This is a genomic window from Streptomyces sp. NPDC050842 (assembly GCF_044456565.1).
GTDB lineage: Bacteria > Actinomycetota > Actinomycetes > Streptomycetales > Streptomycetaceae > Streptomyces.
Window position 1 is genome coordinate 792417 of record NZ_JBITGA010000004.1, and the last position, 13661, is coordinate 806077.

Consider the following 13661-nt stretch of genomic DNA (forward strand, 5'->3'; position numbering starts at 1 on the left):
GTCGGCGGCTCCGTGTGCGGAGGCTCGGTCGTCGGCGGCTCCGTGTGCGGAGGCTCGGTCGTCGGCGGCTCCGTGTGCGGAGGCTCGGTCGTCGGCGGCTCCGTGTGCGGAGGCTCGGTCGTCGGAGGCTCAGTGTGCGGCGGAGTCGTCGGCGGCTCAGTGTGCGGCGGCTCGGTCGTCGGAGGCTCCGTGTGCGGCGGAGTCGTCGGGGGATGGGTCGGCTCGCCCGGCTCGTCGCCGTAGCCGCCGGGTTCCCCCGCCTGGGCGCAGAGGTCGCCGACGGCCGCCGCGACGAAGCCACCGAGCTCCATGCTCTTGCCGCAGACGTCCGCGGGCAGGGGGCCCTGGACCTGACCCGCCGTACCAGGACCGGGGGAATCGCCCGTACCGGCATGGGAGTTGGCGGCAAGGGCGAATCCGCCGGTCAGCGACAGGATGCCGGTCGCTGCCGCTGCGGTGAGTACTTTCCTGCTGATGATGGACCGCATACCGCTCTTCCTCTGGAGAAAGGGAGAGACCGGCGAGGATCCCCCCTCGCTCCGACCGGCCAGTCCACGCCGACGTTCGCGTGGGATGGACCAGACAGTAGGGAGCGGGGCCCCACGTCAAGCGGGGGCCACACGGCGGCCGATCAGAAAATCATTCGATCAGCCGCCCAGCGGGAGACCGCCGAGCAGCGCGGAACCGCCCTTGCCGGCCTCGTTGAGCTGGCCCAGGGTGTCGGTGGCGGTCTTCACCGGGGAGCCGTCCGTGGTGCTGCTGAGCATGTCCGTCTTGAGTCCATTGGCGGCGATCGCCTCCAGGCCACCGTTCAGGCTGGTGGGGGTCAGCGCCTCCGTGGCCATGGCGGGCGCGGCGGCACCCAGCGCCGCGAGCGAACCGGCGACGATCGCGGCGACCTTGGTGGACTTCATGGGGAGAATCCTTCCTCTGGACTTTCACGTCACGTTCCACACAGGGTTCTTGGCCGAATCCCGTGTGCTGTCCTGCCTTCTGTAACGAGAGGTGCGCTCCCCGGAAACTCCGGGAGGGAGGATTTCTCGACACTGCACCCGATCGATGCGACCGGTGCTATTTGTCGCGCGCGAAGGCCCGTACCGGTACGGCGGACGCCGGGCCGGTACGGGCCTTCGCGGGGACTACCTGACGGGAAGCGGGGGCTTGACCGGCAGGTCGGGCGCGTCGACCGGCAGCTCGGGCGGGTCGACGGGCAGCTCAGGCGGGTCGACCGGCAGCTCAGGCGGGTCGACCGGCAGCTCCGGCGGGTCGACCGGCAGCTCCGGCGGGGTGACCGGGAGCGCCGGGAGCGCCGGCAGTCCGGCCTGGTCCGGTGCGGGCAGACCGCTGCCGAGCACGGTGGCGACGGCCAGATTGACCAGTGACGTCAGCGTCGCGGTCACCTGCGGTACGACTCCGCCGGCGTCACCCGAGGTGACGGCGGCGAGCAGACCGGCGACGGCCTTCTCGACCGTGGCGAGGGCGTCGTCCACGACGTCCGCGGGCGCGGCGGCCGCCTTCGCACCGGCGGCGACGGGCAGGCTCACCGGCGGCTTCACGGGAAGGTCGGGCGCGGGGAGGTCCGGGGCCGGAAGGTCCGGGGCCGGGAGATCCGGAGCCGGAAGGTCCGGCGCTGGGAGGTCCGGCGCTGGGAGGTCCGGGGCGGGGGTTTCCGGCAGGGGGGCCGGGGCCGTGTCCTTGGCCTGTTCGACGGCCGCCGCGATCTTCGCCTTGAGGGCGTCGGCGTCGGCCGCGGGCAGCTGGCCCGCGTCGGCCTTGAGTGCTGCCGTGACGAGTTCGGTCACGGGCGTCGTCACCGAGCCGAGCTCGCCGAGTGCGTCGGCCTGGGTCAGCAGGGCGGCGGCGTCGGGGAGGGGCGCGTGGGCGGCCCGGTCGGCCGCGGAGGACGGATGGTGTTCGTCGGCGACGGCGGGTCCCGCCGCGCAGAGGGTGATGGCGGCGGATATCGCCAGGGCGGTGAATCGGCGTGTAGCCAGGGGACGCATATATGTTCCTTTTCCTTATGCGTCGGACAACTTCCCTCCCACCGTGCCTGCGGGTATAGCCCTCCGCAACCGGGGAACTACTGAGCGCCACGTCTCCGTTCGAGTGAATCCACCCTCCTGGCCTGCCCCTCGAAGGGGCGTACGCCGTTGCACCGACCGGCGCACGACGGTGCGGCCGAACGAGTAGCCCACCAGACCCCGCAAGGAAAAAGCCGGTGCGCCCACCCCGATCGGGGTGGGCGCACCGGCTTCGGAAGGACCGATCCGCTGTGCGAGATCAGACGTTGGCGCAGAAGTTGCCGAAGGTCGGGTTCAGGGCGCCGATGACGCTGACGGTGTTGCCGCACACGTTGACCGGGATGTGGATCGGGACCTGGACGACGTTGCCGGAGCCGACACCCGGGGACTTCACGGCCGCACCCTCGGCGATGGAGTCGGCGGCGGCGACACCGGCGGCACCGGCGACCGCGGCGGCGGCACCGACGGTCAGGACAACGGCCTTGGCGATACGGGACATGGGGAAGTGCTCCTCGATCGAATTCATCCAACTCGGACTGCGCGGACTGTTCGGCCCGGCTCCCTCAACAACGCATCGGCCTTTCATCGGTTGCTCTCCCGAACGGGTGACGTTCAACCGATCTTTGGGCCATAAGAGGGCCATTGGAGCGACTGGGCGTGGAATGGCGCAACACGCTCAACGAGGAACCTGCCCCGCAGATACGGGAGTTAGCGTTTCCGAGCATCTAATGCTTACTATCGCCCCGCGTCGGGGTTATAACGTTCCCGAACGTTGCTTCCGGGCCGATCGCGCGTTCACCCATTTCGTGCGGACGACACCTCCCCCTCTCCCGGCCTTCTCGGGTCTTCCCTTCCTCCTCTCATCAAAGCGGAGAACCTGTATGCGGAATTCAGCGTTTCCTGCTGTGCGTCGCGGTGTGGTGTGCGCCCTGTCGTGTGCGGTGCTGTCCGCCGCGCTGCCGGTCGCCTCCGCCGCCGCGCCCCAGCCCGGTGAGGCCGCCCGCGTCCCCTTCGCCCCGCGCCACGAGGCCGAGCAGCACGGCGGGATCGTGCGGGCCGCCAACACCTCGGCGAAGGGCGCGCGGGGCACCGAGTCGGTCAACGACGACGCCTCGATCGCGTACGTCGACGTCGACAGCGACCCCAACACGTACAACTCCAGCCGTGCCGAGCTCCCGGTGCCCTCGGGCGCCCGGGTGAGCTGGGCCCGTCTGTACTGGGGCGGGAACCTGCGGGTGGGCGAGCAGAAGCCGCCCGCGGACAACGGCCGCGTCCTGATCGCCGAACCCGGCGGCCAGTACAAGGCGCTGCTCGCCGACACCCTGATCGGTCACCGCACCGCCGGCGGCGCCGACGCCTTCCAGGCCTCCGCCGACGTCACCGAGCTGGTCCGCTCCGCCCGCTCGGGCCAGTGGACCGTCGCCCAGGTCAATGTGGCCATGGGGCGTTCCAAGGTCGGCGGCTGGGGCGGCTGGACGCTCGTCGCCGCGTACGAGAAGGACTCGGAACCGCTGCGCCGACTGGCCGTATGGGACGGATTCGAAACGGTCGGTCCGGGGGCCGGCGAGCTGCGTGTCCCGGTCGACGGGAAGCGTTATCCGAAGGGCGTGGGCGGGCGGCTCGGCGTGATCGCCTATGACGGTGACCGCGGCACTTCCGGTGATTATCTGGAGGTCGAAACGAGCCCGTCGCGGAGCGTCCGAATGGCCGATTCCGCTAATTCTTCCGACGACGTCATGAACTCCAGCATCACCGAATTCGGCACCGGTCGGACGGTCCGTTCTCCCGATGGTACGAACACTCTGGGGTACGACTCCGACGTCTTCGATCTGCGGGGGGCGCTGCGCGAGGGGGGCGATCGTGTCCATGTCCGGTTCGGCAGCCGGAAGGACACCGTCTGGCTCGGTGCGCTCTTCCTCCAGGCCGACGTCCGGCGCTGACGTGCGGCCTCCACGAGCGCCGGAAGCGCCGGATCCCGCGTCCGCCACCGTCCTGCACGCGGTCCAGCCCGGTGACGGCGGGGTCGCCCGTGTCGTCGTCGACCTGGTCCGTGCCCAGCGCGCCGCCGGCCTGCGGGTCGCGGTCGCCTGTCCCCCGGACACCTCCCTGTCCGCTGCCGTCCGCGCCGAGGGCGCGGAGACCCACGACTGGCGGGCCGGCCGGGACCCCGGTCCCCGACTGGTCCGCGAGACGAGGGAGCTGGCGCGAGTGATCCGTACCGTCCGGCCCGGTCTCGTCCACGCGCACAGTGCCAAGGCGGGACTGTGCGCCCGACTCGTCCTGCGGGGACGGGTCCCGACGGTGTATCAGCCGCATGCCTGGTCCTTCGAGGCGGTCACCGGGACGACCGCGTCGCTCGCCCGCCGCTGGGAGCGGTTCGGCGCCCGCTGGGCGGACCGGATCCTCTGCGTCAGCGAGGCCGAGCGCCGTACCGGCGAGGCCGCCGGGGTCGTGGCGGACTGGTCCGTCGTCCACAACGGTGTGGACGTGGCCCGGTTCGCGACCGGCGGCCCGCCGGGCAACCCCGTACCCACCGTCGTCTGCGTGGGCCGGCTCTGCCGCCAGAAGGGGCAGGACGTGCTGCTCGCCGCCTGGCCCGCCGTCCTCGCGGAGGTGCCGACGGCCCGTCTCGTGCTGGTCGGCGACGGCCCGGACGGCGAGCGGCTGCGGGCGGCGGCGGGCCCCTCGGTCCGCTTCACCGGCGCCGTCGACGACACCGTCCCCTGGTACCGGGCCGCCGACGTGGTCGTCCTGCCGTCCCGCTGGGAGGGCATGGCGCTCGCGCCCCTGGAGGCCATGGCGGCCGGCCGGCCGGTCGTCGTCAGCGATGTCGACGGGGCGCGCGAGAGCCTGCCGCCCACCCATGAACCCCTGTGCCTGGTCCCGCCCGAGGACCCGGCCGCGCTCGCCGCCGCTCTCGGCCGCCTCCTCGGCAGGCCGGAGCTGCGGCACCGTCTGGGCCGCGAGGCCCACGAGCACGTACTCAGCAGTTTCGATGTCCGGCGCACCGGCGCGGCCGTCGCGGACGTCTACCGCGAACTGGCCGGCGTGCGGGGGGCCGAACACAGAGAGCCGATTGCGCAGTGACCACGGAAAGTACCAGCGTTCCTCCCTCTCCGGGCCCCTGGCCCACGGCGGGCCAGGCCTTCGGCCTCGCCTCCCTCGCGCCGCGCCGCGCCGCGACGGACCGGCTCGCGCTGCCGCGCCGCCCCGCCCGGCGGCGGTCCGGCACCTGGCCGCTCGCGGCGGTCGACTGCCTCGCCGTCCTGGCCGCCGCCTCGCTCCTGAGCGCGGCGCACCACGACGCCCGGCTGCTGCTGCCGATCGCGGCGCTCGTCCTCGTCCTCGACGGGCACGGGGGGCTCTACCGGCCCGCCGTGCACACCCGGCTGCTCGACGAGCTGCCCGCGCTCGCCTCCCGCGCCGGGGTCGCCTGGTGCCTGGCGGCGGCCGCCGTCGCCGCGTACTCCCCCGCCCTGGCGTTCGGGCCGCTGCGGCTCTGCGCCGCGTACGGCACGCACGTCGCCGTCGTGTGCCTGGTCCGCGCGCTGCTGCTAGCCCGCAGGCGGCGGGTGGCGCGGGAGCGTCCGCGCTCGGCGCTGGTCATCGGCGGGACGAGGGCCGCGCGCCGGTTCGCCGCCGCGGCCGCCCAGCACCCCGAGTACGGGGTGCGGCCGGTCGGGATCGTCGGCGTGCCGGAGCAGGGCGGAGCCGCCCGGGCGGTCGGGGAGGCCGGGCTTCCGGTCCTCACCACGACCGAGGAGATCCACCGGGCCGTCATCCAGAACAGCGTGTGCGACGCGGTGTTCCTCGACGACGACCCGGGTCTCGTCAACCTCTTCCAGCACTACGGCTGCACCACCTGGCAGGTGGGCGGCCAGCGGCAGGCCGGACCGATGGGGGAGCACGTCTGGGGGTACGCCTGGCGCCGGATCGTCCCGCTGGGCGAGCGCCGTGGGCTGACCGCCAAGCGCGCGCTCGACATCGCGCTCGCCGCGCCCGCGCTCGCGCTCGCGCTGCCGGTGCTGCTGCTGTGCGCGCTCGCCGTGCGCCTGTCGGATGGTCCGGGGGTCCTCTTCCGGCAGGAGCGGGTGGGCCAGCACGGCCGCCACTTCACGCTCCTCAAGTTCCGTACGCTGCGGCCGACCGACGACACCGAGTCGGCGACCCGCTGGAACGTGGCGGGCGACCGGCGGATGAGCGCGGCCGGCGGTTTCCTGCGCAAGAGCTCGCTGGACGAGCTGCCGCAGCTGTGGAACATCCTGCGCGGGGACATGAGCCTGGTCGGGCCCCGGCCCGAACGCCCGTACTTCGTCGCCCAGTTCAGCAAGATCCACGCCGGTTACGCGGCCCGGCACCGGATGCCGGTGGGGCTGACGGGACTGGCGCAGGTGCACGGGCTGCGCGGCGACACCTCGATCGAGGACCGCTGCCGTTTCGACAACCACTACATCGACCACTGGTCGCTCTGGCAGGACGTCTGCATCCTGCTGCGTACGGCGGCCGGGCTCGTCCGACCGACAGGGAGCTGAAGATGGCCACGGCCGTGACGCCGGTGCCGGCGGTCGCCCCGGACGCGAGGAACCGGACCCGCGACGACGTACGGGAGCGGGCCCGCGACGACGTTCGGGACTGGGCTCGCAGGGCCGGGGCCCTGTCCCCGGTCCTCGCCGTGATCGCGCTGCTGCTCGTCCCGGGCGGCGGCGGGGCGCAGGGCGGCACCGGCGGCACGGGCACGATCGCGGACGCGGCCTCCGGGCTCCTCGTCCTGATCTGTTTCGTGCGGGTGCTGCGCGGCGGCACGCGGCCGCTGACCCGGGCGGCGGCCGTCGTCCTCGGCCTGCCCGTCCTCGGGATCTGTCTGGCCGCGATCACCTCGAACGACCCGGCGGCGAGCCTGCCGGGCGTCGCCCGCTACGTACAGATCTTCGTCCTCGTCCCGGCGGCCGTGCTCCTGATGATCCGCGACCGGCGGGACTTCGCCGTGGTCGCCTGGGGTCTCGTCGGGCTCGCGCTGCTCCAGGGCGCGGTGGGCGTCCTCCAGTACCTGACCGGTACGGGCGCCTCGTACATGGGCGAGGACATCCGGGCCGTCGGCACTTTCGGGCCGACCGATGTGATGGGCATGGCGACGGTCGTGTCGTACGGGCTCGTGATCGTCACCGGGATCGCGCTCGGCAGCGGCCCCGGCCGGACCCGGACGGCGGCGCTGGTCTGCGCGGGGCTGCTGTTCCTGCCGCTGGTGCTGTCGTTCAGCCGGGGCGCGTGGATCGCGACCGTGCTCGCCTGCGGGATCCAGCTGCTGCTCGCCGGGCCGCGCCGGGCGCTGCGGGTGGCACTCGCGGCGGGGGCGCTCGGTGTCGTCCTCGTCGGCGGTCTCGGGATCGGTTCGGAGATGGTGAAGGAGCGGGTCGCGAGCATCACGCAGGTGGCGGCGGCGCCGGACCAGTCGGTGACGGACCGGTACACGATGTGGGCCGCGGCCGGGCGGATGTGGAGCACGGAGCCGGTCACGGGCGTCGGCCTCAAGGGCTTCCCCGCGTACCGCGACTCGAACGCCTCGCTCGCGCTGTCCTCCGGAAGCGACACGGCGGGCGCGGGCGCCGTCTTCCAGCGGCAGCCGCTGCTGTCCCCGCACAACATGTACCTGCTGGTGCTCAGCGAGCAGGGCCTTCTGGGGCTGTTCGCGCTGGCGGGCAGCTGGGTGGCGCTGCTCGTCGGCGCGCTGCGCCGGCGGCGCCTCGGCGCGGACTGCGCGCTCGTCGCGGCGGGCCTGCTGTCGTGGCAGCTCATCGACTTCTTCTACGCGGACATCGGCGGCCCGTCGACGGTCCTGATGTCGGTCGTGTTCGGTCTGGCGGCCTGGTGGTCGCTGGCGGAGGTGCGGCGTGCGTGACCCGTGGGCCGGGGAGCCGGAGCCCACGGACACCCCGTGGCCCGGCGCCCCGCGCTCCGCTCCCCGGCCGCCCCGCGGCACCCCGCTGAACGACCCCTGGCCGACCGCGCCTCCGGGCCCCACGGACTCTCCGTGGGGCCCGGAGGCCGCGGCGCTGCCGGGGGCGGGTGCGGGGGTGGGGACGGGCACGGCCGTGCGGGGGGCGGAGACCGCCGTACGGACGGACGGGGTACGGACAGCGGACGGGGCACGGGCGGACGGGGTACGGGCAGCGGACGAATTGCGGGTGCGGGCGCCGCGCGGGCGTCGGGCGCATGCCCGGGCGCGGGTACGGGTACGGGCCGGGGCCGACCGGGTGCAGGGGCGGGGCTTCCTCGCGAAGGCCGCCGCCGTGACCGCCGGGCTCACCGCCCTCGGGGCCCTGCTCGGGCTCGTGCGCGACCAGATCCTCGCCGGGTACTTCGGCGCCGGCGCGGAGACCGACGCGTTCCTGGTGGCGTGGACGGTGCCCGAGTTCGCCTCGACGCTGCTCATCGAGGACGCGCTCGCGCTGATCCTGGTGCCCGCCTTCTCCCGGGCCCTGGCCCGCCGCTCCGGCAGCCTGTTCGGGGATCCGGTGCGCGCCCTCGTGCGCGGCACGCTCCCGCGGCTCACCATCGCTGTCGCGGTCGCCGCCGCCGTACTCGTCCTGGCGGCGCCGCTGATCGTCTCCGCCCTCGCGCCCGGCCTGCCGGATCCGCAGCTCGCCGTGGACTGCACGCGGCTGACCGCGACCTGCGTGCTGTCCTTCGCCCTGGTCGGGTACTGCTCGGCCGCGCTCCGCGCGCACGGCTGCTTCCTGTCGCCGGCCTCGATCTACGTGGCGTACAACGTCGGCATCATCGGCACGATCCTGGTGCTGCGCGAGCCGTGGGGGGTGCGGTCCGCCGCCGCCGGGGTCGCGGTCGGCGGGGTCCTCATGGTCCTCGTACAGGCCCCCTCGCTCCTCCGCGAGCTGCGGGCCCGCCCGGTACCCAAGGAGGAGCCGACGGCGCTCGCGCCCGAAAGCGGCCGCGGCGGGCAGGAGGGGCGCATCCTCGTCCTCGGTCTCATCGCGCCGGTCGTCGCCTTCTCGCTCTGCCGCCAGTCGCAGATCCTGATCGAGCGGTTCCTCGCCTCGCCGCTGCCCGCCGGGGCCATCTCGCATCTGAACTACGCGCAGAAGGTCGCGCAGATGCCGATGATCCTCTCCCTGATGCTGTGCACGGTCAGCTTCCCCGTGGTCGCCCGCGCCCTCGCGGCGGGCGATACCGAGGCGGCCCGCCGCCGGGTCGAGCGGGATCTGCTGCTGGCCGCCGTCGTCGTGCTCGTCGGCGCCTCGACGGTGATCGCCGCCGCCCCCAGCATCGTCGAACTCCTCTTCGAGCGGGGAGAGTTCGACCGTACGGACACCGTCGCCACCGCCGCCGTCATGCGCGTCTACGCCCTCGGCCTCCTCGGCCAGACCATGGTCGGCGCCCTCGTCCGCTGCTACTTCTCCGCCGCCCGCCCCCTCTGGTACCCGGCCGCCGCGATGGCCGCCGGGCTCGCCACGACCACCGTCGCCGGGATCCCCGGCGCCCACTACTGGGGCGCCGTCGGCATCGCCGCGGCGAACGCCCTCGGCATCACCTGCTCCGCCGTCCTGCTGCTGCGCGGCGCGCACCGCCAGACCGTGCCCGTCCAGGTCGACAAGCTCGGCGAGGGTCTCCTCCGGCTCGCCACCGCCGGCGCGTGGGCCACCGGCGCCGGCTGGCTCTGCTCGGTCGGGATCGGCTCCCCCGCCCCCGCCCTCACCGTCGCCGCCCTGGTCGTCATGGGCGTCTTCCTGCTCTTCATCGCCTGCGCCGCCAAGGCGCCGGAGATTCCGCCCCTGCCCCGCTCCGCCTCCCGGAGGACCGACCATGCCCGCCCCCACCGCGCTGCGCCGACTGCTGCCGAAGCCGCCCCTGTGGGTGAAACCGCCCCTGTGGGTGGCGATGTACCACTCGATCACGGACCCCGGTGACGACCCGTACCACGTGACCGTCTCCCCGGTCCGCTTCGCCCGGCAACTGCACTGGCTCGGCGACCGGGGACTGCGCGGGGTCTCGGTGCGGGAGCTCCTCGCCGCCACCGCCGCCGGGCGCGCCAAGGGGCTCGTCGGCCTCACCTTCGACGACGGCTACGCCGACTTCCTCGACTCGGCGCTGCCGCTGCTGCGCCGTCACGGCTTCACCGCCACCGTGTACGTCCTGCCGGGCCGGCTCGGCGGCGAGAACACCTGGGACACCGAAGGCCCGCGCAAACGGCTCCTCGACGAGGACGGCATCCTGCGGATCGCGGAGGCCGGCATGGAGATCGGCTCCCACGGCCTCCGCCATACCGCCCTCACCGAAGCCGACGACACGACGCTCGCGGACGAGACCCAGCGCAGCCGCGAGCTCCTGGAGGAGATCACCGGCGACACCGTGGACGGCTTCTGCTACCCGTACGGGAAGGTCGACCCGCGCGTGATCCACGCCGTGCGGAAGGCCGGCTACCGCCACGCCTGCGCGATCGACCCCGGCCCGCACACCAGCGCGTACGCCCTGCCCCGCGTCCACATCGGCGAGGACGACACGTCCTGGCGGCTCACCGCCAAGCGCGTGCTGCACCCGCTGCGCCGCCGCCATCCCGTCGACGTGTTCCCCTCGCAGGCCCAGGCCGGACCCGCCGTGGTCGGTGCGCCATGAGGGTCCTGCACGTCATCACCGGGCTCGGCATCGGCGGCGCCGAGCAGCAGCTGCGGCTCCTGCTGCGCCACCTCCCGGTCCAGCACGGGGTGGTCACCCTCACCAACCCCGGCGCGGTCGCCGCGGGCATCGAGGCCGACGGCACCCCCGTCACCCACCTGGGCATGGCCGGCAACCGCGACCTCGGCGCGCTCCCCCGCCTCGCGCGGATCGTCCGCCAGGGCCGCTACGACCTCGTCCACACCCATCTGTACCGGGCGTGCGTGTACGGCAGGCTCGCGGCCCGCCTCGGCGGGGTCCGCCGGGTCATCGCCACCGAGCACTCGCTCGGCGAGGCGCAGATCGAGGGCCGCCCGCTCTCCGCGGGCACCCGCGCCCTGTACCTGGCCTCCGAGCGGCTCGGCACGTCCACGGTCGCCGTCTCGCCCAGCGTGGCCCGCCGCCTCGCCGACTGGGGGGTGCCCCCGGACCGTATCCGGGTGGTGCCCAACGGCATCGAGACCGGCCGCTTCGCCTTCGACGCCCGCGCCCGCCGCCTCACCCGGGGTGTCCTCGGCATCCCCGAGAACGCCCATGTCGTCGGCGGGGTGGGGCGGCTGGCGCCCGGGAAGCGGTTCGACCGGCTCGTCCGGGCCGTGGCCTCGGTGCCGGAGGCCCGGCTGCTCCTCGTCGGCGAGGGCGAGCACCGCGCGGAGCTGCTGCGGATCGCCCGGGAGTGCGGGGCCGCCGACCGGGTACTGCTCGTCGGGGCCTGCGAGGACCCGCCGTCCGTCGCCTCGCTCGGCCCCTCGCTGCCCGAACTGCTCTCCGCCATGGACGTCTTCGTGTCCACCTCCCCCGACGAGACCTTCGGGCTCGCGGTCGTCGAGGCGCTGGCCGCGGGCCTTCCCGTGCTGTACGTGGCCTGCCCCGCGATCGACGACCTGCCGCCGGACGCGGCCCCGGGCGCGCGCCGGATCGGCGAGTCCGTGCCCGAGCTGGTCTCCGCGCTGCGCGGCATCCGGGACGCCCGGCTCACCCGCCTCCCCCAGCCCGCGGCCGCCCGCCGCTACGACATCACGCGCAGCGCAGGGCAGTTGATGTCCCTCTACGACCAGGCCGTCCACGGCACCCCGTCCCCCGCGAAGTGAGAGAGCCCGCACGATGAACACCACCCCAACCCGCACCTTCCCGCCCGCCGGCCTCCGCCTCCCGGGCCGCTGGGCCGTGCTCCCCGCCGCCGTACTCGCCGGAGCGGTCCTCGGCGGCGGCTACGGAGCGCTCAAGACCCCGCAGTACGCGGCGATCAGTTACGTCATCGTCGTACCGGCCGAGAAGTCCGACCCGGCGGCGGCGCTCGGCTTCGCCCAGGCCTACGGGCGGGTCGCCACCGACATCGCGGTGACCGGCGACGCCCAGGTGTGGGCGGGCGTCACCGCCGACACGCTGCGCAAGAGCGTGCAGGCCGCGACCTCGCCGGACGCGCCGATGATCTCGATCACCGCCCGGGCCGAGAAGCCCGCGAAGGCCGTGTCCATGGCCGACGGGGTGGCCCGCGCGCTCGTCCTCAACAGCACGCACGTCGCGGGCAGCACGGGCGTCAAGGTCGTCCAGTTCTCGCGCGCCACCAAGCCGGTCGCGCCGGTGTCGCCGTCCGCGCCGCTCTCCGCGCTCGTCGGCGGCTGTGCCGGCGGGCTCCTCGGCGGCCTGGTCCTGCTCGTCCGCCCGAAGCGCGGCGCCGCGCGCGGCGAGGCCCGGCACTCCCGGCAGCCCGCCGCCACGCCGGTCGGAGGCACCCCCGCGACCGGAAGCGCCGCCGTGCCCGCCCCCGCGGTCGCCTCGCACCAGCCGGAACCGGAGGCGGTGTGACCCCGAGAACGCTGCGGACCGAGGTCTGCCGTGACGAGGAGCGGTTCGGGCGCCTGGCGGCCGAGTGGACGGCGCTGTACGGGCGCTGCTCCTCCGCCACCCCCTTCCAGTCCCACTCCTGGCTGCACTCCTGGTGGCTCTCGTACGGCCGGCCCGGTGCGCTGCGGGTGGTGCTCGTACGACGGGAGGGCGGCGAACTCGTCGCCGCCGCGCCCCTGATGCGGGCCCGCGGGCCGCTGCCCGTCCTCACCCAGCTCGGCGGCACCATCACCGACTTCACGGACGTGCTGCTCGACGACGACTGCCCCGAGGCTGCGCCCGCCCTGGCCCGGGCGCTCGCCCGGGCGGCCCGGGGCGCGGTCATCGACCTGCGGGAGGTGCGGCCCGGCGCGGCCACCGAGCGGATCTCCGCCCACTGGCGCGGGCCGCGCCGCTCCCTGCCCGACTCGCTGTGCCTGGAGCTGCCCGCCGTCCCCATGGAGGGGCTGCTCGAACGGATCCCCTCCGGGAAGGCCCAGCGGGTCCGCGCCAAGCTCCGCAAGCTCGACGCCCTCGGCATCGACTCGCACGTCGTCACCGGCGACGAGGTCCCGGCCGCCCTCGACCGGCTCCTGAAGCTCCATCAGCTCCAGTGGCAGGGGCGAGGCGTGACCGCCGAGCACACGAGCCGGCGGTTCGCCCAGCACCTCACGCGGGCCGTGCGGCCCATGGTGGAGCGCGGCGACGCGATGGTCACCGAGTTCCGGCTCGCCGGGGACGTGGTGGCCGCCGACCTGACCCTGATGTCCCCCCGACTCGCCGGCGGCTACCTGTACGGCGCCGACCCCGAGCTGCGGGCCCGCAAGGTCGACGTGGCGACGATGCTGCTCCGCCACGGGGCCCGCGAGACCAGTACCGGCGGGCGGGCCACGCTGAGCATGCTGCGCGGCACCGAGGCGTACAAGCAGCACTGGCGCCCCGAGGCCGTCCGCAACCAGCGGCTGATGCTCGCCGGACGACGTACGGCCCCGCTCCTGTGGCTGCGCGCGGGCGCCGCCGACGGGCGCCGCTGGGCGGCCCGCCAGGCCCGGGAGCGGGCCTGGGTCGGGCGGGCGCTGGCCCGATGGCCCGGACGGACGCCGAACGGCGGCGGGTGATCCTCCTCCACCGCCGCCGTTCGGATCC

General features: G+C 74.4%; 12 protein-coding genes and 1 pseudogene. 9 read left to right on the forward strand and 4 right to left on the reverse strand.

Annotated elements, in window-relative coordinates; genetic code table 11:
- The 4 genes and pseudogenes from ACIBG6_RS16700 to ACIBG6_RS16715 all read right to left on the reverse strand — a co-directional run.
- Nucleotides 1–488: pseudogene (locus ACIBG6_RS16700) on the reverse strand (peptidase); the annotation flags it as partial.
- A 159-nt stretch (nt 489–647) separates the two neighbouring features.
- The gene (locus tag ACIBG6_RS16705; protein ID WP_399223308.1) at nt 648–914 is read right to left on the reverse strand and encodes a hypothetical protein; all 267 of its coding nucleotides are present in this window, start codon (nt 912–914) and stop codon (nt 648–650) included.
- Between the two features lie 225 nt (nt 915–1139).
- Complete coding sequence (locus ACIBG6_RS16710) at nt 1140–2003, reverse strand: hypothetical protein (protein WP_399223310.1); 864 nt, start codon at nt 2001–2003, stop codon at nt 1140–1142.
- 277 nt (nt 2004–2280) lie between these two features.
- Nucleotides 2281–2520, reverse strand: a complete 240-nt coding sequence (locus ACIBG6_RS16715) for a chaplin (RefSeq protein WP_399223311.1) — start codon at nt 2518–2520, stop codon at nt 2281–2283.
- Between the two features lie 382 nt (nt 2521–2902).
- Between ACIBG6_RS16715 and ACIBG6_RS16720 the strand changes: the two genes are divergently transcribed.
- From ACIBG6_RS16720 to ACIBG6_RS16760, 9 genes are all read left to right on the forward strand, one after another.
- Entirely contained in the window at nt 2903–3961 is a 1059-nt protein-coding gene (locus ACIBG6_RS16720; protein WP_399223312.1) for a DUF3344 domain-containing protein, read from the forward strand.
- A complete protein-coding gene (locus ACIBG6_RS16725; RefSeq protein WP_399223313.1) occupies nt 3927–5108 on the forward strand; it encodes a glycosyltransferase in 1182 nt (393 codons plus the stop codon). The genes ACIBG6_RS16720 and ACIBG6_RS16725 overlap by 35 nt, the downstream gene beginning before the upstream one ends.
- Nucleotides 5105–6553: a sugar transferase gene (locus ACIBG6_RS16730; protein ID WP_399223314.1), complete on the forward strand. Its 1449-nt coding sequence runs from the start codon at nt 5105–5107 to the stop codon at nt 6551–6553. Before ACIBG6_RS16725 ends, ACIBG6_RS16730 begins: the two co-directional genes overlap by 4 nt.
- 2 nt (nt 6554–6555) lie before the next feature.
- Nucleotides 6556–7917: an O-antigen ligase family protein gene (locus ACIBG6_RS16735; protein WP_399223315.1), complete on the forward strand. Its 1362-nt coding sequence runs from the start codon at nt 6556–6558 to the stop codon at nt 7915–7917.
- Between the two features lie 286 nt (nt 7918–8203).
- Complete coding sequence (locus ACIBG6_RS16740) at nt 8204–9943, forward strand: lipid II flippase MurJ (RefSeq protein ID WP_399223379.1); 1740 nt, start codon at nt 8204–8206, stop codon at nt 9941–9943.
- On the forward strand, nt 9840–10649 hold the full coding sequence (locus ACIBG6_RS16745; protein WP_399223316.1) for a polysaccharide deacetylase family protein: 810 nt from the start codon (nt 9840–9842) through the stop codon (nt 10647–10649). Before ACIBG6_RS16740 ends, ACIBG6_RS16745 begins: the two co-directional genes overlap by 104 nt.
- Nucleotides 10646–11779, forward strand: a complete 1134-nt coding sequence (locus tag ACIBG6_RS16750) for a glycosyltransferase (protein WP_399223317.1) — start codon at nt 10646–10648, stop codon at nt 11777–11779. Before ACIBG6_RS16745 ends, ACIBG6_RS16750 begins: the two co-directional genes overlap by 4 nt.
- 13 nt (nt 11780–11792) lie before the next feature.
- Entirely contained in the window at nt 11793–12497 is a 705-nt protein-coding gene (locus ACIBG6_RS16755) for a lipopolysaccharide biosynthesis protein (protein WP_399223318.1), read from the forward strand.
- On the forward strand, nt 12494–13633 hold the full coding sequence (locus ACIBG6_RS16760) for a GNAT family N-acetyltransferase (RefSeq protein WP_399223319.1): 1140 nt from the start codon (nt 12494–12496) through the stop codon (nt 13631–13633). The genes ACIBG6_RS16755 and ACIBG6_RS16760 overlap by 4 nt, the downstream gene beginning before the upstream one ends.
- Nucleotides 13634–13661 lie beyond the last annotated feature (28 nt).